The 20,844-nt window shown below is 36.2% G+C and carries 19 protein-coding genes; 6 read left to right on the top strand and 13 right to left on the bottom strand.

The features are described from left to right. Positions 1-6: 6 nt before the first annotated feature. Both xylB and xylA read right to left on the bottom strand, forming a co-directional pair. Positions 7-1,506, bottom strand: coding sequence for a xylulokinase (gene xylB / locus MKX39_RS01755; RefSeq protein WP_340768038.1), 1,500 nt, complete (start codon positions 1,504-1,506; stop codon positions 7-9). A 29-nt stretch (positions 1,507-1,535) separates the two neighbouring features. Then, the gene (xylA, locus tag MKX39_RS01750; protein ID WP_340768037.1) at positions 1,536-2,858 is read right to left on the bottom strand and encodes a xylose isomerase; all 1,323 of its coding nucleotides are present in this window, start codon (positions 2,856-2,858) and stop codon (positions 1,536-1,538) included. A 178-nt stretch (positions 2,859-3,036) separates the two neighbouring features. Here xylA and MKX39_RS01745 point away from each other — a divergent pair, with 178 nt between their 5' ends. Next, positions 3,037-3,675 (top strand): YesL family protein, encoded by a 639-nt coding sequence (locus MKX39_RS01745; protein ID WP_340768036.1) that lies wholly within the window; start codon positions 3,037-3,039, stop codon positions 3,673-3,675. Positions 3,676-3,743: 68 nt separating this feature from the next. Here MKX39_RS01745 and MKX39_RS01740 read toward each other — a convergent pair whose 3' ends face one another. The 3 genes from MKX39_RS01740 to MKX39_RS01730 form a co-directional block, all read right to left on the bottom strand. Continuing rightward, the gene (locus MKX39_RS01740) at positions 3,744-4,565 is read right to left on the bottom strand and encodes a carbohydrate ABC transporter permease (protein WP_340761278.1); all 822 of its coding nucleotides are present in this window, start codon (positions 4,563-4,565) and stop codon (positions 3,744-3,746) included. A gap of 13 nt (positions 4,566-4,578) precedes the next feature. Next, positions 4,579-5,457, bottom strand: a complete 879-nt coding sequence (locus tag MKX39_RS01735) for a carbohydrate ABC transporter permease (protein ID WP_093536244.1) — start codon at positions 5,455-5,457, stop codon at positions 4,579-4,581. Between the two features lie 230 nt (positions 5,458-5,687). Further along, positions 5,688-6,980, bottom strand: coding sequence for an extracellular solute-binding protein (locus tag MKX39_RS01730; protein WP_093536246.1), 1,293 nt, complete (start codon positions 6,978-6,980; stop codon positions 5,688-5,690). Positions 6,981-7,148: 168 nt separating this feature from the next. Between MKX39_RS01730 and MKX39_RS01725 the strand changes: the two genes are divergently transcribed. The 3 genes from MKX39_RS01725 to MKX39_RS01715 all read left to right on the top strand — a co-directional run bounded on the left by MKX39_RS01725 (position 7,149) and on the right by MKX39_RS01715 (position 10,415). Beyond that, entirely contained in the window at positions 7,149-8,339 is a 1,191-nt protein-coding gene (locus tag MKX39_RS01725) for an ROK family protein (protein WP_340768035.1), read from the top strand. A gap of 198 nt (positions 8,340-8,537) precedes the next feature. Then, the gene (locus tag MKX39_RS01720) at positions 8,538-10,148 is read left to right on the top strand and encodes a glycoside hydrolase family 43 protein (RefSeq protein WP_093536250.1); all 1,611 of its coding nucleotides are present in this window, start codon (positions 8,538-8,540) and stop codon (positions 10,146-10,148) included. Between the two features lie 90 nt (positions 10,149-10,238). Beyond that, the gene (locus tag MKX39_RS01715) at positions 10,239-10,415 is read left to right on the top strand and encodes a hypothetical protein (RefSeq protein ID WP_175496217.1); all 177 of its coding nucleotides are present in this window, start codon (positions 10,239-10,241) and stop codon (positions 10,413-10,415) included. Between the two features lie 61 nt (positions 10,416-10,476). Here MKX39_RS01715 and MKX39_RS01710 read toward each other — a convergent pair whose 3' ends face one another. Next, positions 10,477-12,159, bottom strand: coding sequence for a methyl-accepting chemotaxis protein (locus MKX39_RS01710; RefSeq protein WP_340768033.1), 1,683 nt, complete (start codon positions 12,157-12,159; stop codon positions 10,477-10,479). A 243-nt stretch (positions 12,160-12,402) separates the two neighbouring features. Continuing rightward, positions 12,403-13,074 (bottom strand): YczE/YyaS/YitT family protein, encoded by a 672-nt coding sequence (locus MKX39_RS01705; protein ID WP_340768032.1) that lies wholly within the window; start codon positions 13,072-13,074, stop codon positions 12,403-12,405. A 114-nt stretch (positions 13,075-13,188) separates the two neighbouring features. On the opposite strand from MKX39_RS01705, the gene MKX39_RS01700 reads away from it, so the two are divergent. Then, positions 13,189-14,064 carry a LysR family transcriptional regulator gene (locus MKX39_RS01700; RefSeq protein WP_340768031.1) on the top strand — a complete coding sequence of 292 codons (876 nt, stop codon included), beginning with the start codon at positions 13,189-13,191 and terminating at the stop codon, positions 14,062-14,064. A gap of 95 nt (positions 14,065-14,159) precedes the next feature. On the opposite strand, the gene nadD is transcribed toward MKX39_RS01700, so the two are convergent. The 5 genes from nadD to MKX39_RS01675 form a co-directional block, all read right to left on the bottom strand. Beyond that, positions 14,160-14,807, bottom strand: coding sequence for a nicotinate (nicotinamide) nucleotide adenylyltransferase (gene nadD / locus MKX39_RS01695; RefSeq protein ID WP_340768030.1), 648 nt, complete (start codon positions 14,805-14,807; stop codon positions 14,160-14,162). A gap of 53 nt (positions 14,808-14,860) precedes the next feature. Then, positions 14,861-16,321 (bottom strand): nicotinate phosphoribosyltransferase, encoded by a 1,461-nt coding sequence (locus tag MKX39_RS01690; RefSeq protein ID WP_340768028.1) that lies wholly within the window; start codon positions 16,319-16,321, stop codon positions 14,861-14,863. Between the two features lie 51 nt (positions 16,322-16,372). Continuing rightward, positions 16,373-16,921, bottom strand: a complete 549-nt coding sequence (locus tag MKX39_RS01685; protein WP_340771306.1) for a cysteine hydrolase family protein — start codon at positions 16,919-16,921, stop codon at positions 16,373-16,375. Between the two features lie 69 nt (positions 16,922-16,990). Beyond that, positions 16,991-17,791 carry an NUDIX hydrolase gene (locus tag MKX39_RS01680; protein WP_340771304.1) on the bottom strand — a complete coding sequence of 267 codons (801 nt, stop codon included), beginning with the start codon at positions 17,789-17,791 and terminating at the stop codon, positions 16,991-16,993. Between the two features lie 229 nt (positions 17,792-18,020). Then, positions 18,021-18,755: a YqcI/YcgG family protein gene (locus MKX39_RS01675; protein WP_093536260.1), complete on the bottom strand. Its 735-nt coding sequence runs from the start codon at positions 18,753-18,755 to the stop codon at positions 18,021-18,023. 174 nt (positions 18,756-18,929) lie between these two features. Here MKX39_RS01675 and MKX39_RS01670 point away from each other — a divergent pair, with 174 nt between their 5' ends. Next, a complete protein-coding gene (locus MKX39_RS01670) occupies positions 18,930-19,784 on the top strand; it encodes a dimethylarginine dimethylaminohydrolase family protein (protein ID WP_340768025.1) in 855 nt (284 codons plus the stop codon). A 58-nt stretch (positions 19,785-19,842) separates the two neighbouring features. Here the strand turns inward: MKX39_RS01670 and MKX39_RS01665 are convergent, their stop codons facing one another. Further along, positions 19,843-20,568, bottom strand: coding sequence for a 3-ketoacyl-ACP reductase (locus MKX39_RS01665; RefSeq protein ID WP_340768024.1), 726 nt, complete (start codon positions 20,566-20,568; stop codon positions 19,843-19,845). Positions 20,569-20,844 lie beyond the last annotated feature (276 nt).

Genomic DNA, 20,844 nt, shown 5'->3' with positions numbered 1-20,844 from the left:
TAACACTTACTTGCGGAATTCCAAAAGTCCTTTATTTAGAACTTTTGTTTGACCATAAACCTGTTGATAAATAAGAAATAACTTTTTATATTTTTCCACATTTACGCGAATAGGATTAAACTGTTTATCTTCATTTAAAAAGTTAGCTGCACAATCTTTTAATGAATTAAACCACCCACAGCCATAAGCTGCTAGCATCGCTGCTCCCATTCCTGGTCCCTGTTCGCTAGTTAGTCGGACAATTTTCGCATCGAAAATATCTGCTTGCATTTGAAGCCAATCATCATTTTGAGCTCCACCACCAATTGATACAATAGTATCTATCAACTTCCCGTTTTTCCGAAAGATTTCAATAGATTCATGTAAAGAGAATGTTATTCCTTCTAAAACAGAACGAACAAAATCCTTGCGCTGATGCGAACTATCTATTCCTATGAAACTAGCACGAATTATTGCATCTGCGTGAGGTGTTCTTTCTCCAACTAAATAGGGGGTAAACAACAATCCATTTGAACCTACCGGAACAGTATTTACCTCGGACAATAATTGTTGGAAAGATTCTTCACTTGCGAAAACCTCTTTAAACCACGTCAAGCTATGACCCGCAGAAAGCGTTACACCCATTGTATAAAAAGCATCCGAGACCCCGTGATTAAAATAATGAACCTTCCCATTAAAATTCTTATCTGGGGTTGCCTCATAAGATAATACAACACCCGATGTCCCTATGCTACAAAGCGTTTTTCCATCCTCTAAAATTCCAGAGCCAATTGCACCACAAGCATTATCCGCACCACCTGCAAACACTCGAGTTGTAGCTGATAGACCAGTTGCTTGTGCAATATCTAAAGAAATAGTACCAACTTCGTCATGGGAATCTAACAATGGCGGACAAATACTTGGGTTGATATCCAATAAAGCACATATAGTTGTGCTCCATTCTTTTCTACCAACATCTAATAAAAGAGTTCCCGCAGCATCCGAATAATCTATATGAAGCTGACCTGTAAATCTGTACCGTAAATAATCCTTTGGGAGTACAAAAGTCTTTACCTGCTCAAATACTTGCGGCTCATTTTCTTTCACCCATAATATCTTGGGTAACGTAAAACCTTCCAAAGCGGGGTTTTTTGTTATTTGAAGCAGTTTATCTTCACCAATTACATTATAGATTTGCTGACACTGAGCTGTAGTGCGTGTATCATTCCAAAGAATTGCAGGACGTAATACCTCATTTTGTTCATCTAACAGAACAAGGCCGTGCATTTGTCCCGAAAAACTCATCCCTTCAATATTCGCTATATCGCTTGGAAAATCCTTTAATAACTCTTTTAAACCTACTATTGTTTGTTCCACCCAGTGCTCGGGATTTTGTTCGCTATAACCCGTTTTTTCCTGTATTAAAGGATAGGGTTTCGATACACTTTGAATGACTTCCCCACTAGTATCGACTAGCAATATCTTCACAGCACTAGTTCCTAAATCTACCCCAATAACATATTTCATCACTTCAGCTCCTACCAAATGCATTCCTATTATTTGTTAAATGACTGCAATAAGTACTGATTGATCGTCGCCTTGATCTGCTCCAAACGGCCAGAAGTCTGTTTAATATCTTGAAGTCCAAAGGCATACTCTTCTAGCTTATGGAAATCAGTATTACCTTCTACAATATCTAATCCAATACCTTCTTTGTACGTCTTGTAGCGATCGTCCACCACATTTTCAAGCACTTTATCATCAATCAAGTTTTGTGCAACTCGTAAACCTACGGCAAAAGCATCCATTCCAGCAATATGTGCGTGGAACAGGTCCTCTGGTTCAAATGATGCTCTTCTAACCTTCGCGTCAAAGTTTAAACCACCTTTGCCTAATCCACCATTTTGTAAAATCTCATACATCGCAAGAGTTGTAGTCCATAAATCTGTTGGGAATTCATCTGTATCCCAGCCAAGAAGTGGATTACCTTGGTTTGCATCTACGGATCCTAACATATTATTAATCCTCGCATAATGCAGTTCGTGTTCAAACGTATGACCAGCAAGTGTAGCGTGGTTTGCTTCGATATTAAATTTAAATGAATTTTCCAGGCCATAACTTTGTAAAAATGCATGAGCTGTTGCAACATCATAATCATATTGGTGTGTGGAAGGCTCTTTTGGTTTTGGCTCGATTAAGAACTGTGCTTCGAAACCAATTTCTTTCGCATAATCTACAGCCATATGATAGAAACGAGATAAGTTATCCAATTCTAGTTTCATATTTGTATTTAGTAAAGTGTCGTAACCTTCACGTCCACCCCAGAATACATAGTTTAGAGCACCAAGCTCTTTACCAATTTCTAATCCTTTTTTTACTTTAGCCGCCGAGTAGGCAAAAACATCTGCATTACTTGAAGTTGCTGCCCCGTGCACAAAGCGTGGATGCGTAAAGTTATTCGCCGTATTCCAAAGTAATTTAGCTTTACTATTTTTCATATAATCTTTTATCATGCTAACAATTACATCTAAGTTTTGATTACTTTCTTTAAGGTTGCTTCCCTCTGGAGCAATATCAATATCATGGAAACAGAAGAACGGGACATCCATCTTTTCATAAAATTCAAATGAGGCCTCTACTCTTGCTTTTGCTAGATCCAATCCACTAAATTTATCCCAAGGTCGGTTCATACTCCCTGCGCCGAAAGGATCTGACCCATCCATCGTAAACGTATGCCAATAGGAAACGGCATATCTCAAAATCTCTTCCATCGTTTTACCGCCAATTTTTTCTTGTGGATTATAAAATTTAAACGCATAAGGATTTTTGGAAGCTGCACCTTCAAATTTAATTTTCTCGACATTTTGGAAATAGACCATTATTTTGACCTCCTGAATTTTATCTCTACAAATTGGCCAATGGCTTTTGCATGAGATTTAACTGTTTAATTTGTTTGTTAATTAACCGAACAAAGTTGTATTATCATAATTAAAAAGTGTATGCTATTAATAATTCTCCAATTCTTTCAAATAAATTGAAAACAAAGGATGGTTCTTCATGAATGCAATAAGTAGTTTTATATATAATGCACTTGAATGGATTACAAGACTTGCCTATTTAAATTTGCTATGGCTCTTCTTTACATTGCTGGGTGGAGTAATCTTCGGATTTTTCCCCTCTACTACTTCAATGTTCGCCATAGTGAGAGAATGGTTGAAAGGTGAAACAGAAATACCATTGTTTAGTACCTTTTGGAAACATTTTAAAGAGGAATTCATGAAAAGTAATTTGTTAGGAGTCCTTGTTACGCTCATTATAGTCATTATTGGATTAGATATTATTTACATACAATCTACTAATAGTGATTTGTTAACTTGGACATACTTACCATTATTTGCTTTTATGTTATTATTCATCATGTTCCTGTTTTATTTGTTTCCATCCTTCGTCCACTTTAATTTAAAATTAGGACCGATTATAAAAAATTCCTTTTTCATTATGCTTATTAATCCAATTACAACTCTATTAATCTTCCTATGCCTGTTGCCATTCTTTTACTTAATAAGCCTACTTCCAGCCATTGGAATTATATTTGGCGGAAGTGTCTACGCTTTTATATCGATGAGGTTTAGCCTACATGCATTTCAGAAAGTGAGCGACAAGCAAGAAGCCTTAAAAGTGAGCAGTGAATTATAGCTTCCCATAGTGGAAGCTATTTTTATTGTCTAACTCCATGGCCTAACTTTCCACTTGCCCCAGTCTTCTTAGCCTTTTACCGCACTTGCAGAGATACCTTCCACTACTTTGTTGCTAAAGAAAATGAAAGCAATAATAATTGGTAGAACGCTAATGATTAGAGTTGCCCCTATTGCACCCCAATCGGTCATATATTGACCAATGAAATTTTGGATGCCAACTGTTAATGTTTTATATTTCTCAGAGCTGATAAACGTATTAACAAACACAAACTCATTCCAGTTATAAATCATATTAATCACTACAGTGGTAGCCATTACTGGTGTTGTCATCGGAAGAATTACTTGGAAAAACATTCGATTGACCGAACAACCATCGATAACAGCAGCTTCCTCAATTTCTTTTGGTAGCGTGTAATAGAATCCAAGCAAAATCATCATCGTTATGGGTAAATTATAGGCTGTATATGTAATAACTACTCCGAGGGGATTATCGATTAGATTCACACTTAAAAACATACTGTATAGTGGAATCAGCGCTGAATGAATAGGAATCATAAGCCCAATGATGAACAGGCTAAGAACGGCCCCACTTAGTTTCCATCTCATGCGCGTAATTGCAAAAGTAGCCATACTTGCGAAAAGAACGGTTAATACGATCGCTAGCGTGGTAATCCAAACACTATTAAAAAAGTAAATACCTATACCGCCATCCCACACTTTTAAATAGTTTTCCCATCTAAACTCCGAAGGCAATGCGAACGGTGAACCCGCAAATATTTCTCTATTGTCTTTTAAGGAGAAGATGAATAACCATAATAGCGGGACGATTTGAAACAATGCTACAACCAATAGACTAAAATATAGAAAAAAGTAGCCTACACGCTTCATATACAAACCTCCTTTAATATTCTATTCTCTCTTTTGGTGTAGTTAGTTTACGAACGATAAAAGTTACGATTAATGTAATGATTAATAGAAGGAACCCAATCGCACTTCCGTACCCAAAGTTATAGCTTGAAAAGGCTAACTTATACATATAAGACGCCATTACTTCACTTGCACCATTCGGTCCACCAGAAGTCATCACATAGATTAGATCAAAGTATTTTAACGACCCAACTATTGCTAATACGACAGTTACACTTACGACTTCCTTGATCAAAGGCAACTTAATTTTCGTAGCAATTTGGAATGCAGAAGCACCATCGATTCTTGCAGCTTCGATTAATGACTCTGGAATATTCTTTAATGCAGCATAGTAAATCAAAATATAAAAGCCCGCATATTGCCACAAAATTGGAATGAAAATTGCAAATAAAACTAAGGATGGATCCGCTAACCAAGCAGGAGGATTTTCCACTCCTATTTGTTTCAGAAATACATTTAAAATACCATTCGACGGGTTATACACTTTAATCCATAGCTGTGCAATCGCAACGGATGACAGTAACATCGGTATTAAGTATATCTTTCTCAGTAGATCTGATCCTTTTATCTTGGATGCTAATATAAAGGATATTACCAAATAAATACCTAAGCTCAGTGTCGAGAATATAGCCAGTAAAAACGAATGATAGGCACTACTCCAAAACTTCATATCCTGAAGCCCATTTATATAATTCTCTAATCCAATGAATGTTTTATCTCCTATTCCATCCCACTCCATTAAGCCATAATAGCCTGATAGAATTAGTGGTATGAATACTAATACTAGAACTAGTAACAGCGCAGGTGAAATATATAATGCTATTAGTAGTTTGTTAGACATTACCTTGTTCATAACATTCAACTCCTTCCTTACCAGGTAGAGAAGGGCTATCCAACTAGGCAGGATAACCCTCTGTTTTTCATTACATTCCTTCTATTTAAGCCAATTTCATAAAGAAGCTAATAACAGTAAAATTCGAACAAAGTTGATTTTCGCTCCAGGCGGATGCTTTACGTGGGCACCGCTTCAATCAACGAAGTCTACTTTATAATAAATTAATTATGAAATTGACTCGTTCATTTCTATTTTGAAAGAGCTTCCTCATGCGCTTTTGCAAATTCTTCTGGAGTCATTTCTTTTCCAAAAAGAGCCTGAATTGAATCTAAGTGCACTTGTGCGACATCTGGACTCATTTGAACGTCAGCAAATAACGTAATATTACTTGCTTCATTTAATTCATTTAAAATATCAATATACATTTCTGGAAGATCTAAAGAATCAGCATCCACTTTAGTAGCAGGTATTACGCCGGCTTGAGTAACCGCTTTTTCACCCCACTGTTTCACAAAGTATGCAGCAAAATCTTTCGCTTCTTCTTTTACTTTAGAATTCTCTGCTACGAATAGTCCAACTCCAGGACCTCCAACAAAGCTATTCATATCGCCGTTTCCATCAACCGTTGGGAATTTTAAGTATTCTACAGAATCTCTAAATTCCTGTGGTACAGTTTCGTTTGTTGTGTAGTTCGGTAAATCCCAAGTTGCGATTAAATACATCGGCACTTGCTCACTCATGAACATACTCTTTGCTTCTTCATCTGCTAGTCCATTAAATCCGTTTACAAAAGCACCCATATCAACAAGGTCTTGAACCTTTTGCGCTGCCTCTACTAATGCAGGATCTTCAAATGTTCCTGAGCGATCGATTGCCTTATTCAGAACATCCGCTCCACCCAAACGGTCTGCTAAATACATATACCAAAGTGATCCCGTCCAAGCATCTTTGTTTCCTAAAGCGATCGGATCAATTCCATCTTCTTTAAAAGCTTTTACAACACTTTCTAATTCTTCAAAAGTCTTTGGTGCTTCTAAACCTTGTTCATCAAACATTGCTTTATTATAGTAAAGTGTCACAATGTTAAGCTCTAATGGTAACCCGTATGTCTTACCATCTAGTGCATAAGCTTCTGCAGTTCCTGATACAAAACTATCACTAAGTTCTTCTTCAATAACATCGTCTAATGGAGCGAACATGTTACCACCAACATAAGGCTCTAAAAACCCTGCTGCCCAAGTCATACCTACATCTGGAAGTTCTTTAGATGTTGATAAAACTCTTAGTTTGTCTTTATATTGTTCATTACTCAACACTTCCAAATCTACTTTAACTCCATCATGTTCTTTTTCGTAATCAGCAATAATTTCATTTACAACATCATAATGCTGTTTGGAGCTTCCTTCTGGCCATAAATGCATAAACTTAATTTCTTTGTCACCGCTTGAACTTGATGACGAGTCACCTGAATCTGAACACCCTGCCAATAAATAAAATACAGAAGCAAATAGTAGAATTTTAATCATTTTGTTGATTTTCATTCTTATTTCCCCCACCCCAATTATTTTACAACAATATTCTGAATATTGTATGCGTTTTCATTGTAGCAAACAAAACTAAGTTAGTCTAGTGGATGAACAAAGTTTTTTTATTCATGTTTTATATGTTAGAATGATGAAAAAGAGAGAAAGAGCTGAAGAAGGATGAAAATGAGTACCCATCAAACATGGAATCACCATGTTGTAAAAAAAGGCAATAAATCATTAGTTCTCGATAAAATAAAATACAACTCCCCTATCTCCCGAGCTTCAGTCGCAAGCCAAGTCGGATTAAACAAAGGAACTGTCTCCTCTTTAGTAAATGATCTACTAGAGGAACATCTCATCTATGAATCTGGACCGGGTGAATCTAGTGGAGGAAGAAGACCGGTTATGTTGCTGTTCAATGAAAAAGCTGGCTACTCCATTGGAATAGATCTAGGCGTAAACTATTTACTCGGAGTACTAACGGACCTTAACGGAAATATTCACACTGAGAAGCAAATAACATTTAAAAATTTAAATTATGAAGAGATTGAGATTAAGTTATTTGAGACAATAGAATATCTTCTGAAGTCCACTCCTGAGTCTCCACATGGTGTAATAGGAATTGGTGTTGGAGTACCCGGTATCGTCGATAAGGACGATAATATTCTGTTAGCACCGAACCTAAACTGGAGAAATATAAACCTAAAAGAAGTTCTGGAAGAAAGGTATAGTCTTCCAATCATTATAGAAAACGAAGCTAATGCTGGTGCATATGGTGAAAAAAACTTTGGTGCAGGAAAAGATTTTGAAAATGTTATTTACGTGAGTGCAGGTATTGGTATTGGTGTTGGATTGATACTTAATGACTCTCTTTATAAAGGTTCTAATGGATTTTCTGGAGAACTAGGTCATATGACGATACAAGCAGGAGGCGCTAAATGTCGCTGTGGAAACGAAGGTTGTTGGGAGTTATATGCGTCAGAGCAAGCGCTTGTTAGACAGGCTGAAAAGCTAGATATCCCTTCGGATATGCAAGATTTAGAAGGTCTTGTGACACTCGCAGAGAGTGGAAATGATGAAATCATTGCGTTATTTGAACAAACTGGAGACTATTTAGGCATCGGGATTAATAACATCATAAATATATTTAATCCGCAACAAGTTATTATCGGTAACAGATTAGCTTACTCTGAAAAATGGTTAAAATATTCGTTAAACAAAAGAATTTCAAATCAAGCTCTTTGGTTCCAACAAAATGATCTTCAAATCGATTTTTCCGAATTATCTACCAGATCTACAGCATTAGGTGTTGCTGCTTTTTCCATCGAAAACTTTTTGTCCGTCAGTATACAGCAAGATACTGCAATGGAATAGAATACACTAAATTATCTAAAAATTATAACTTGCCATTTTATTTAATCTAGTGTTATATGTATTAACATATTGAAAAAAATTCTATTTTAGGAATTATTAGGAGTATTAATAATACTGTGAAATCTATTATTTAGCTTGTATTATTAGCAACTATATAACTTAAAATGGGCAAAAAATAGAGGCAAAGGATGATGACAATTGACGATTATACGAAATCCAATATTACCTGGCTTTAACCCCGATCCAAGTATTTGTAGAGTTGGGGAAGACTATTATATTGCCGTTTCCACTTTTGAATGGTTCCCCGGTGTTGGTATTTATCATTCCAAGGATTTAAAAAACTGGCGGTTAGTTTCTCGCCCACTTAATCGTATTAGTCAATTGAACATGATGGGAAATCCTAACTCAGGTGGGGTTTGGGCACCTGCCTTGTCTTACAGCGATGGACAGTTTTGGTTAATATTCACCGATGTAAAGGTTACTGAGGGGCAGTGGAAGGATTGTCATAATTACCTAGTAACCTGTGATACCATTGATGGGGAATGGTCAGAGCCTATCTATTTAAACAGCTCTGGTTTTGACCCATCCTTGTATCATGATGAATCGGGTAAGAAGTATTTAGTGAATATGAAGTGGGATCATCGTCTCCACCATCATAATTTTTATGGTATTGCACTTCAGGAATATGATGTGGAACAGCAGAAATTAGTTGGGGACTCTACTATTATCTTTAAAGGTACAGATATTAAATTAGTGGAAGCTCCTCATCTATATAAAATAAATGACTATTACTATTTGCTAACTGCTGAAGGTGGCACAAAATACGACCACGCTGCTACTATTGCACGCTCCAGAAACTTAGAGGGTCCTTACGAGGTACATCCGGATAATCCGTTAATCACGTCTTTTCCCTATCCGAGAAACCCTTTACAAAAGGCAGGTCATGCTTCTATCGTCCAAACACATACAAATGAATGGTTTTTAGTTCATTTAACTGGTCGTCCACTACCTAAAGACAACCAAGCGTTATTGGATCCACGAGGATATTGTCCACTTGGACGAGAGACTGCTATCCAAAGAGTCGAATGGGAAAATGACTGGCCATATGTTGTAAACGGGAATGGCCCATCACTTGAAATCGAAGGACCTTCTATGGAGGAAGTAGTTTGGGAAAAGGAGTTTGAAGAGAAGGATGATTTTAATGAAGAACGATTAAACAATCATTTCCAATCATTGCGTATACCTCTTGGTGAACAGATTGTTTCGCTAAAAGACAAGCCTGGTCATTTACGACTATATGGGAAAGAATCTCTTACTTCTAAATTTACTCAAGCATTTATAGCAAGACGTTGGCAGCATTTCAACTTTACTGCAGAAACAAAAGTAGCTTTTAATCCAAATACATTTCAGCAATCTGCTGGCCTGGTCAACTATTATAATACCGAAAACTGGACGGCACTTCAGATTTCCTGGCATGAGGAAAAAGGAAAAATTCTTGAGTTAAGCACATGTGATAACTTCACCTTTGACCAACCACTTAAAGGAAATGAAATTGTAATTCCAGCTGAGCAGGAATATGTTTATCTTAGAGTAGATGTCCAAACATCTATTTATGAATATTCCTATTCATTTGATGGTGAAAATTGGACACTAATTCCTATTAAACTCGCATCACATAAATTATCAGATGATTATATTCAGGGCGGTGGTTTCTTCACGGGGGCATTCGTCGGCATGCAATGTCAGGATACTTCTGGTCAAAGTATCCCTGCTGATTTTGATTACTTTATATATAAAGAATCAGAATAACTATATTTATTCTTATCGTAAAAATTGTATTTTCCCTGTATTTCAAACCATATTAAGTAGGCATCAAAAAACGTCGAGAGGGGTTTTCTTATGAGAAATGGTACTCATCTAGGGGCTAATAAAAGAGGTTCTATGGCGAGACGACCTGCAACTAGTAAGAAAGAAGAGATTTCTCTAGAGTTGGCTGAACTTGGTTATTTAACACCAAAGCAAGGTTCAATGTCTCCAAATCGACGTGATATGAGTGAGAGGGATAGATCTTACTAATTGAAGGATGCCAAAAAGGGACACAACGTTTAGTTGTGTCCCTTTTTTCACTATATATACTTTAATTTATTTTAAAATGACTTACTTCATTTTGTAATATTTCTGCTAAGTTTGCTAATGATTGTGCACTAGAAGAAATCTCTTGGTTTGCAGCCAGTTGTTCTTCTGTTGCAGCGCTCGTATCATTTGCACCGTCAGCAGTTTGTTGTGCTAGGAGTTGTATTTCTTTTGAAGCTACTGTCACTGCTTCAGACACAGTTTGTATTTCTTTTATCGCAGTTGAGACAGATTCAATCTTGGATCCCACTACTCCAACCGCAGTTTCAATTTCTACAAAAACTTGACGAGATTGATTGGATGCATTTAGTCCTTCTTTTACTTTTTCTCCACCTATATCAATCGATTTAACTGCTTTTCCCGCTGCCAATTGTATAACACCAACCATTGATTCAATTTCCGAGGCTGAATTTTTGGATTGCTCCGCAAGTTTTCTCACTTCCTCAGCAACTACTGCAAAGCCCTTACCGTATTCCCCAGCTCTAGCTGCTTCAATCGCTGCATTTAGCGCAAGTAAATTAGTTTGCTCTGAAATTTCGGTGATTAATGCAGTAACTTTCTGTATTTCATTCGAGTGCTGTTCCATTTCTTTAATAATATCAGATGACTCTTTAATAGTTGCATCAATGGTATTCATTTGATCAGATACTTTGGATACTACCTCTGATCCATCTGCAACCAATTCTATAACTGTATTTGCAGCATGTTCCATTTCATCATTACTCACAGAAATTCGGTCAACAATGTGACTCATATCTGACAGTGAATCATTGTTTTTATCTACGATGCGTAGTTGTTGTTCGCTACCCATCATTTGTTGTTCAGCAGCTGTTGCTACCATTTGAGAAGATGCAAGGCTCTCTTCTGAGCTTGCTGAAAGTTGCTCAGCACTCGATGCAAGTTCTACAGATGAATCTCTCATTCGTGTAACCATTCCTTTTAGGTCTTCTAACATCTTGTTGAACGTACTAGCTAATATACCAATTTCATCATTATTTTTAATGATGACGTGATCAATTTGTAAGTTTCCTTCTGAAATTTCTTTCATCGAAGCTGTCATTTTACTAACCGGTCTAGCTATACCTTGACTTATGACAGAGGAAATAATAACTCCTACCACAATTGCTACTACTATTAGAGCTAGTATCAAAGTAAGGGTTAGTTTTGCTAACTCTTCAAGTTCTATGGTTGTTTTTTCTACTGATTCCATCATATATTCTTTCATGTCTGCAATGGCAGCCATTAACTCTTCTACTACACTTTTACTATCAAGCTTTGCAATCTCTGCGTCATCGCTAGGCATTGCATCTCTAGTGATAGCTTTGTTTAATGAGGCATAATGATTCTCTAATTCTATTATTCTGTCTAGCAGGACTTGGCCATCCGCCGCTAATTTCATGTCATTAATTCTGCTAGCAGTTTCTTGGAATCCTTTGTCGAATTGATCCGTTAAACCTTCTACTTTAGTATCACCCAAGGCTAAAGCTAGACTTACCGTTGTCATATCCTTTTGAAAACCAGTAAGTTCATCGAGTAATAGTATTGGTTCCACTCGATCCTCTATTAATGATTTATATTCCCCACTTATCCGATTTACTGAGTATAAGCTTATTAACCCCACAACAATTAATAGAATAAGAACAGATCCAAATCCTGTCCACATTTTCTTCTTTATAGATACTTTCACCTAGTTTATTCCCCTTCCAAAATAAATAAAAAGACTCACTAAAATAACTTTATTACTTCCAAGGAACTAGGTCAATAGAAATTTTATTATTTTTAGAAATAAAGTACTAATATATGAGTCATAATAACTTATTAACTCTAATATATATTTGAGCAATATATCACTTTTCTTTTCAAACAATAAATAATTGAATACAAAAAACAGACACCTATTCTGATGATGCCCGTTTTTTCAAATTTTCAATTAGGGAATTACTTTTTCATTTTGACTTACCCACTGTTGCAGAGGTTCTTGAAAGCGTAATATCATCCACCCCAATATTTTTCCGATAAAATAAGCGGCAACTATAGTACCGATACCAATTGCTCCAAAGGACTGTATAAAAACTAAACCCATTATAGCTGCGACAAAAACATTTATTAAATCACCCGTAATCTTTGCTTTACTAAACTTGATTTTAAACTGTTCGCTAATAACATACGTTAACGCATCGTAGGGCATTAGAGGGAGTTTTGCGGTGAAATATCCGATTAATCCTGCTGATACGACAAATAAACTAATAATCAAATATACACAACGCAATACTATAGATTCAGGTGTAGGCAATAATTGCACGAGGAATAATGTAGCATCCATAAAGAAACCAAATACAACCGAAATAATTAATTGAAGCATTAAATCTTTTATATCCATACGTTTGCTTAAAATGATTTGAACAAGGATAAATAATATATTTGCAAGGACTGTAGTAATACCGATTGATAAGCCTGACGTTAAGACAAGTGCATATGCCAGAGAAGAAACAGGTGATACACCAAGTCCTGCTTGAATCGATAAACTAACACCAAGTGTCAAAAAAAATAAGCCACCTATATATAAAGTAAGGCGCTTCATCGTAACATTCTTATGATTCATAAGTAATTCGCTTCCTTTTTTAATCTCCTATCCATCATATCATCCAATTCAAGATACTAAAAATATATATATGATAAACTATTCATATGAAAATACATATAATGAGGTGTACGGATGGATATTCGACAATTACATTACTTTAGAGAAAAAGTAAAGCATTCCAGTATTTCTAAAGCTGCAGAAGCCCTACATATAGCACAGCCACCACTCAGTCAACTTTTAAAGAAACTAGAAAATGACCTTGGCACAACTTTAATCCATCGATATCGAAAAAAATGGGAACTGACTGAAACAGGAGAAATATTGTATCAATATGCGGAGCAAACACTAATGCAAAGACAGGATGTAGAGCGACGAATTCAAGAAGTAGAACAAGGAAAAGCCGGAACGATCCGTATCGGTGTTTCTTCCGCATGCTCGAATATGATGATTGATTACGTAAGAACATTTAGAACACAATCTCCTAACGTTAAAATTAGTATTGTTAACGGTAACTCCGATGAATTATTAAAACGACTCGAACAAAGAGAAATAGACTTGGCATTTCTTTTACGTCTGAGCACCAGTGAACAATATGAGATAAAAGTATTAAAAAAACAACCTTATGTTGTAATTGTCCCAACTAACTGGTCGACATCATTTATAGATTCACATATAACTTTTAATCAGATTGCTAAATTACCTTTTATCATGTTGGGTGCAATAGAAGGACATTCTTTTCATGGAGAAATACATAGAGCGTTTGAAGAACATCATGTAGAACCAAATATTATAATTGAGTGTAAAGATATTGCTATGGTAGCCTCACTTGTTAGTAAAGGTTTAGGAGTATCGATTATTCCAAATATGGATTATGCATCTACCTTTCTAGAAAATCTCACCCTTTTCGAATTGAAACAGTTTAACCATAGTGTGGAACCTATCATCTTAAAACTAAAAAATGCACCTACCTCAAAAGTGGCCGCTCAATTTTGGGATATAGTAGATTAAAAAAACATTGGTAAAGAAAAATAGACCCGGAAAGACTTTTCCGAGCCTACTTTTTTATACAAGCTAACTATTAAGATCAGCATAAATTTTATAATTTATTTTGATCCAATTTCCTTTGACGAATTTTTCCATCCATATAATTCATTTTCTTTAATGTACTTATAGCAACTTGTAGGCAAGAGGTATTTCGCTTCTCCCCCAATTGCAAATTCATCACGAATATAAGTAGAGCTAATTTCCATAGCAATACCCTTATCGATTAAGTGGAAAGTGCTCCCATCGTCGTTATTTCGCAGCAAAGGAGAACCACTTATCGCTTTCAGCATATCAATACCATCTCTAGCCATGACAATAAATTTATTTTCACTCACTAGTTTATCTGCACTTCCCCACTTACCATCTCCGATATCCACTAATAAGTCTGCTCCCATAATGAAATATAAATCATCCTCTGGGTATACTGTCTTTAAGTGCTTCATTGTGTCATAGGTGGAGATTTTCCAGGCATCTTGCTTCATTTCAAAATTATCTAAGGTGAATTTTTCATCAGATTTAATCGCCATTTCTAGCATATTCCACCGATGTTTGTCTTCTGTATTCATCGTTTTATCTTTTCTTTTGTTGGAGCAAGGTAAAAAGATGACCTTATCTAACTTGCAACGATTTGCTATTGTACTTGCTGTAAAAAGATGGACATTGGTAATGGGATCAAAAGACGAACCATAAATTCCTATCTTAGCCATTAGATTACCTCCACATATTCAATAGTAGTTAAACTGTCTTAACATAATTTTATTTAGCGTGCCTCTACTTTTTCTTTCACCTGTTGAATATTAACCATTTTGTTATCCCAACATTTTTGACTTAAGTCAACGGGGTATTCTTCGGGATTCAGAAGTCTTTTATATTCATCCCATAGGAACAACAAATTTTCTTTCACATCTTGTTGGATTTCTAATATTCCTGGTAATTCGTAGACCTGTTTACCATCCACAAATATGTCATGATGGAGTTCTTTAGCCTCGTAATTTGTTACGAACTTACTGATATACGTATGAACCGGATGGAACATTTTCAACTTTTCTTGTTGTTCTGGTTTTTCATCATCCATTGCGATGTAATCACCTTCTGACTTATTACTCGTCAGGTTAATAATACGGTAGACTTTTTTAAGTCCAGGTGTAGTAACCTTCTCTGGGTTTCCAGAAATCTTAATGGTATCTACCATATTTCCATGGTCATCTTCAATAGATACCAATTTGTAAACTGCTCCTAATGCCGCTTGGTCATAAGCAGTAATTAGTTTAGTGCCGATTCCCCAAGCATCAATTTTAGCTCCTTGATGTTTTAATTGAGAAATAGTATATTCATCCAAATCATTAGATGCAACAATTTTCGTCTGTTTGAAACCGGCTTTGTCTAGCATCTTTCTCGCTTCTTTGGATAGATAAGCTAAATCACCACTGTCCAAGCGAATGGCTTTAAAGTTAATCTTATCGCCTAGCTCTTTTGCTACTTTGATAGCGGTAGGAACGCCAGACTTTAAGGTGTCATACGTATCTACTAAGAAAGTACAATCTTTATGTCTTTTCGCATACTTATGAAATGCGGTATACTCGTCACGATACGCTTGAACCATAGAATGGGCGTGCGTACCAGATACTGGTATACCAAATAATTTCCCAGCTCGCACATTACTAGTTGCTTCAAATCCTCCGATAAAAGCTGCTCTTGTTCCCCAAATAGCTGCATCCATTTCTTGTGCGCGCCTCGTACCAAATTCCATAGCGGTTTGATCACCAATTACTTGTTTCATTCTAGAAGCTTTTGTCGCTATTAACGTTTGATAATTGACGATATTCAGTATAGCCGTCTCTATCAATTGTCCTTCCGCTAAAGGAGCTTCAATACGTAACATAGGTTCGTTATGGAAGACCAATTCTCCTTCTTTCATCGAACGAATTGTTCCAGTGAATCTCAGCGTTTGAAGATATGCTAAAAAGTCTTCTTCGTAACCTAGTTCATTTTGAAGATATTCTATATCACTCTTTGTGAATTGAAAGTTAGAAATATATTCAACAATTCTTTCTAACCCGGCATATACTGCATACCCATTACCGAATGGTAACTTTCGAAAATATACTTCAAAAACAGCTTTACGGTTGTGTATATTATCTTCCCAGTATGTTTCTGCCATATTGATTTGGTAAAGATCTGTGTGTAACGCAAACCCATCGTCTTTGTAATTTGTTTTCATGCGTACCCCTCCGTCTCATTTTAATACCCACTTACTAGTTTATAGATGGTTTTATCGGACTTCTGCACCTATGCTGTTTTGGAAATGACCTAGAGCCCATTCATGACCTAGTTGGTTGAAGCTCGCGACAGCATCCTTATAAACGACTACTTTAAAGCCCTTGTTATACGCGTCCACTGCTGTATGAAGTACGCAAATATCGGTACATACACCGACTAAGTGAACTTCTGTAATTTGTCTTTCTCTTAGCTTTAACTCTAGGTCTGTACCGGCAAACGCCGAATACCTAGTTTTGTTCATCCAATAGACTTGTTCACTATTCTTATTATTTTCATATACATCTTTGAGTTTTCCAAACAAATCTCTTCCTTCGGTTCCCTCTATATTGTGAGGGGGAAATAGCTTAGATTCAGGGTGGTACTGGTCATCCTTTTGATGAGTATCAATCGCAAAAACGACCAAATCGCCAGCAGCTATAAATTCTTCCGTTACTTGTAAAATGGCTCCCTCGATATCCTGTCCTGGTTTACCACATGTTAATGCTCCATTGTCCGCCACAAAATCTACCGTGTAATCAATATTCAACAATGCTTTTTTCATCATTCATCCGCTCCTTTATATTAAATAAATCATCAATTGTTAAATTGTTAATTAATACATAGAAAAAAATTAATAATTTGCATTATAGATAGAAACAAAAGGCTCGAAATCGGTAAATCTATATAATTGTGCTTTGTTTTTAGACCATCTATTAGATTTTTTTAACTCCCCTTCATCCATTACTTTTTCAATGAATGGCAAGGATGGTGCTTTTCTAAAAAACTGTGAATCAAGTTTAATCCAGGAATCATCCAATACCGTTAATAGTACGCCCTGTAATTCCGACAATACGAATTCTTTCGGTAAAAAGTTTTTTGCTAATGTAGTAAGAGCCATATCTTTCTTTATAATCCAAATGGCATCTGAAATTATTTGTTGGTGGTCGAAAGCGAGCTCTAACTGACTGATTTCTTCTAAGTTAAATAGCTGTACATCCGAAGCATCATCAGCTGCTTTGCGTTTGACTAACTGGTTTTCTGGTACAATCGCATAATGCGCGTTGGAGATAATCCAAGCACGTTTGTCACGTCCAGGTTTATCGTAAGTGCCAAAGTGTTTCATCTTGAGATTGGTTACCCCTGTCTCCTCTTCAAGTTCTCTCGAAGCTGCTTCAAATGCTGTTTCATCTGGCTGAACAAAACCACCTGGCAATGCCCATTTACTACCTTCTACATTTGGCTCGCCCTCTGCATCCTTTGCTGCTCGTTGTATCAACATCAACTTCAATTCTTTTACAGGTGGTTTATGCTTTTCTACCTCAGTTGAAATGATGGTAAATACGGCAATATCACTTGTATATCCGTCGGGTGTTTTATATTTATTTGCATCGTAATTCTCTAACATTTCTTCTTCCGACTTATATTTCCCCATCATAGTACCTGCCTTTCTATTATAGTACTCGTTCTTTATTTTAATTAACAGTTTGTTATTTGTTAATTGTATTTTACGCTATAACATTTATTTTTGCAAGGCATATGTCATGAAAAAGACAAAATAAAAAGAAATTTCCTTTTGTGTGACGGAGTATTTATTGACCACCATTTTAAATTGGTCTATTTAACACCCACATCTTCAAGGAAATTTCAGATGGGACTTAATATTAAGCTTCTAATTTATGATGGAAAGGACACTTTCCTTGAATGGGTTCAATATCATCCCCAATAAAGGATTGCTTCCATTCATTATGTGTTGGATCTCCGAAGTGGCCGATATCTGGATGCTTAGGAAGTTGGTCCCAAACCTCTACTCGTTTACGAACCTTTTCACGCGACATAATACCACCCTTTTCAGTTCCTTCTAGTCCTTCGAAGATTTTGCGAGGCTGAAATCCAAGAACCATTGCATTCCCTAAGTGACGTGTCTTTCTCTTCTTATATGCAGGAGCATTTCCAAACACGAAGATTGGCTCTCCATTGAATCGAAAATCCCATAAATGATGATCAGGGTCGCGTGGACTGTCTTCTGGCCATTCAACTTCATCCATTTCATGTAAGTATTGAAGGATATCCCAAAATTGCTTACGATAATCCTCGATAGAACCCTCTTGCTCAAAAGGCTCTACAAATACAAAGAGACCATGTCTTTTGTAATTTGGTAATTTAAACAGATCTAGAAAGCCTTCCACTGCAGAAGGTAGATTACTCCAGTCTTCTTGGCTAATATATGCATAACGAAGCTCGCCTTTCAATTCTCCACTCATTCCAAAAAAACAAGGAAACGTCTTATCCGTTACTGTGTTGTGGAAAGTTTCATATTCCTTATACAGCCAATTTGGTAAGTCGGTTCTAGTATGAAAATCTTCTTTTGTCAATAATGCCTGTTCCTTTGTAATCATACAATCGCCTCCACAATCATTATTCATACATCTCTTAGTCTTGTCTTTACCCAATCTTAAATTCCCTAAAACAATGATATTAAAATTCAAATAAACTTCACTGAAAAAGGTTATACAATGAAAAATATAGGGAATAGAAAAGAAGAATGAATTAAAAAAAGTGGAGGATTCCTTATGGTAAAAATAATTCAAGATCAATCTCAAATACATTGTCAAAGTGAATATGAAACACTAAAAAAAGTCGTCTTATGCGAACCTCAATATATGGAAATAAAAGAAGTAATTAATGATGTTCAGAAACAATATGTAAATGATAATATTGACCGTTCACTTGCTATTTCACAACATCAACAATTTGAAAAAGCCTTAAAGAATGCCGGTGTGGAAGTAATTAAATTAACACCAAGCAAAGACCATCCCGAACAAGTTTTCACAAGAGATATAGGCTTTACCTTGGGCAATCATTTGTTTATTTCCGAAATGGCAAATCCGATTCGTCAGGGTGAAGAGAAAGTGTTAGCTCATTGGATGAATGAACATGACATCTTTTACAAAAAGCTTTCTGAACACTCCATAGAAGGTGGCGATGTTATCGTGGATGGCCATCGAGTGTTTATCGGGATTGGCCATCGTACATCTATGGACGCTATTAAAGTTTTACAAAAAGAGCTAACAGATTTCGATATCCTACCTATTGTTTTTAACCCAAAATACCTGCACCTTGACTGTGTATTCAATATTCTCTCTGCAAAAGATGCATTGATTTTTCCTGATGCGCTCGACAAAAATATGGTGGAGCTATTATCGAGTATGTATAATTTAATCGAAGTGAGCAAAAGTGAGCAGTTCTCAATGGGTACCAATGTATTATCTATTGGACAAAATCGAGTAATCAGTTTACCAATTAATCATGACGTTAATCTTCAAATGAGGCAGCATGGCTATCAAGTGATAGAGGTCGATTTCTCGGAAATCATAAAATCAGGTGGTTCCTTCCGCTGTTGCTCTATGCCAATAGAACGACGCTAATAAAGTTACACACAAAAGACCCATTCCTCTAGGAATGGGTCTTTTTAAAGTGACTTATTTAGAAAGGATTTGTTGCTAATAAGCTAGCTGTTTTCACATAAATTCTCGGATCTAATTTTAGTTGTGACACAATGAACTCAGCTATATCTTCTGGTTGCATAAATTGGTCGATTTTATCTTTATCCACTAAAGAAGAATTGGTAGCTAGCTCTGTTACGACTGTACTCGGAGTTAATGCGGTCACACGTATATTATTACGGCGGACTTCTTGAGCTAATGATTCTGTCAGCCCAATAACCCCAAATTTAGATGCACTATATGCACTTGAACCAGGCGCACCATTTAATCCATTTGTTGAAGAGATGTTAATAATATCTCCTCCATTTTTTTCAATCAGTTGTGGAAGTACTGTATGTGTTACATAATAAGTACCCATTAAGTTAACATCAATAATCTTTTTCCACTCTACAGGATCTGTGTCTACTAGTTTCTCAAAGCCACCAATTCCTGCATTATTTATTAATATATCGGCAGTTCCTAATTCACTAGTTAGTTTTTCTATTGCTTGTTTCACTTCTTCTAATGAAGAAACGTCTGCTGGCGCATAAGCTACTTTAACATTTAAGGTACCAATTTCTTCAGCTACACCCTTTAATGCTTCCTCTGTTCTTGCAAGTAATCCAACGTTTACTCCTTCTTTTGCTAAAGCAATAGCTATCGCTTCGCCAATACCTCTTCCTGCTCCCGTTACAAATGCCACTTTTCCTTTTAATGATTGTCCCATTTTTAGCAACTCCTTTTTCATGATAATCTACTCTAATCATAGTCCTGTAAAATGAAAAACTCCATTTAAACACCTTCACTATGTGAAATACTCCATCATGATATACAGAGGAAAGAAGCCGAGAGAAGTGTTTAATCACTTTTCACGGCTCTTTTTCATCCTCAATAGGTAACTATAACGCCTATCAGTTGGACCCTAAATATAGAGCACATTACCAATTTTAATTACGGGAAATGCTCCTTATTTGGAATTTACGGGCATATTTATTCATCAAAA

Origin of the sequence: Psychrobacillus sp. FSL K6-1464, assembly GCF_038003145.1 — a bacterium.
In the GTDB taxonomy this organism is placed as follows: domain Bacteria; phylum Bacillota; class Bacilli; order Bacillales_A; family Planococcaceae; genus Psychrobacillus; species Psychrobacillus psychrotolerans.
The sequence above is the reverse complement of the archived record's forward strand: the minus strand, read 5'-3'. Positions and strand labels throughout refer to the sequence as shown.

What these genes read in the sequence shown, in the direction of transcription:
- MKX39_RS01715 (WP_175496217.1), top strand. Translation starts at nt 10,239, where the DNA reads ATGAGAAATGGTACTCATCTAGGGGCTAATAAAAGAGGTTCTATGGCG.
- MKX39_RS01690 (WP_340768028.1), bottom strand. Translation starts at nt 16,321, where the DNA reads ATGAAAACAAATTACAAAGACGATGGGTTTGCGTTACACACAGATCTT.
- MKX39_RS01740 (WP_340761278.1), bottom strand. Translation starts at nt 4,565, where the DNA reads ATGAAGCGTGTAGGCTACTTTTTTCTATATTTTAGTCTATTGGTTGTA.
- MKX39_RS01735 (WP_093536244.1), bottom strand. Translation starts at nt 5,457, where the DNA reads ATGAACAAGGTAATGTCTAACAAACTACTAATAGCATTATATATTTCA.
- MKX39_RS01680 (WP_340771304.1), bottom strand. Translation starts at nt 17,791, where the DNA reads ATGGGGAAATATAAGTCGGAAGAAGAAATGTTAGAGAATTACGATGCA.
- MKX39_RS01745 (WP_340768036.1), top strand. Translation starts at nt 3,037, where the DNA reads ATGAATGCAATAAGTAGTTTTATATATAATGCACTTGAATGGATTACA.
- xylB (WP_340768038.1), bottom strand. Translation starts at nt 1,506, where the DNA reads ATGAAATATGTTATTGGGGTAGATTTAGGAACTAGTGCTGTGAAGATA.
- MKX39_RS01685 (WP_340771306.1), bottom strand. Translation starts at nt 16,921, where the DNA reads ATGAAAAAAGCATTGTTGAATATTGATTACACGGTAGATTTTGTGGCG.
- MKX39_RS01670 (WP_340768025.1), top strand. Translation starts at nt 18,930, where the DNA reads ATGGTAAAAATAATTCAAGATCAATCTCAAATACATTGTCAAAGTGAA.
- MKX39_RS01705 (WP_340768032.1), bottom strand. Translation starts at nt 13,074, where the DNA reads ATGAATCATAAGAATGTTACGATGAAGCGCCTTACTTTATATATAGGT.
- xylA (WP_340768037.1), bottom strand. Translation starts at nt 2,858, where the DNA reads ATGGTCTATTTCCAAAATGTCGAGAAAATTAAATTTGAAGGTGCAGCT.
- nadD (WP_340768030.1), bottom strand. Translation starts at nt 14,807, where the DNA reads ATGGCTAAGATAGGAATTTATGGTTCGTCTTTTGATCCCATTACCAAT.
- MKX39_RS01675 (WP_093536260.1), bottom strand. Translation starts at nt 18,755, where the DNA reads ATGATTACAAAGGAACAGGCATTATTGACAAAAGAAGATTTTCATACT.
- MKX39_RS01725 (WP_340768035.1), top strand. Translation starts at nt 7,149, where the DNA reads ATGAGTACCCATCAAACATGGAATCACCATGTTGTAAAAAAAGGCAAT.
- MKX39_RS01665 (WP_340768024.1), bottom strand. Translation starts at nt 20,568, where the DNA reads ATGGGACAATCATTAAAAGGAAAAGTGGCATTTGTAACGGGAGCAGGA.
- MKX39_RS01730 (WP_093536246.1), bottom strand. Translation starts at nt 6,980, where the DNA reads ATGAAAATCAACAAAATGATTAAAATTCTACTATTTGCTTCTGTATTT.
- MKX39_RS01700 (WP_340768031.1), top strand. Translation starts at nt 13,189, where the DNA reads ATGGATATTCGACAATTACATTACTTTAGAGAAAAAGTAAAGCATTCC.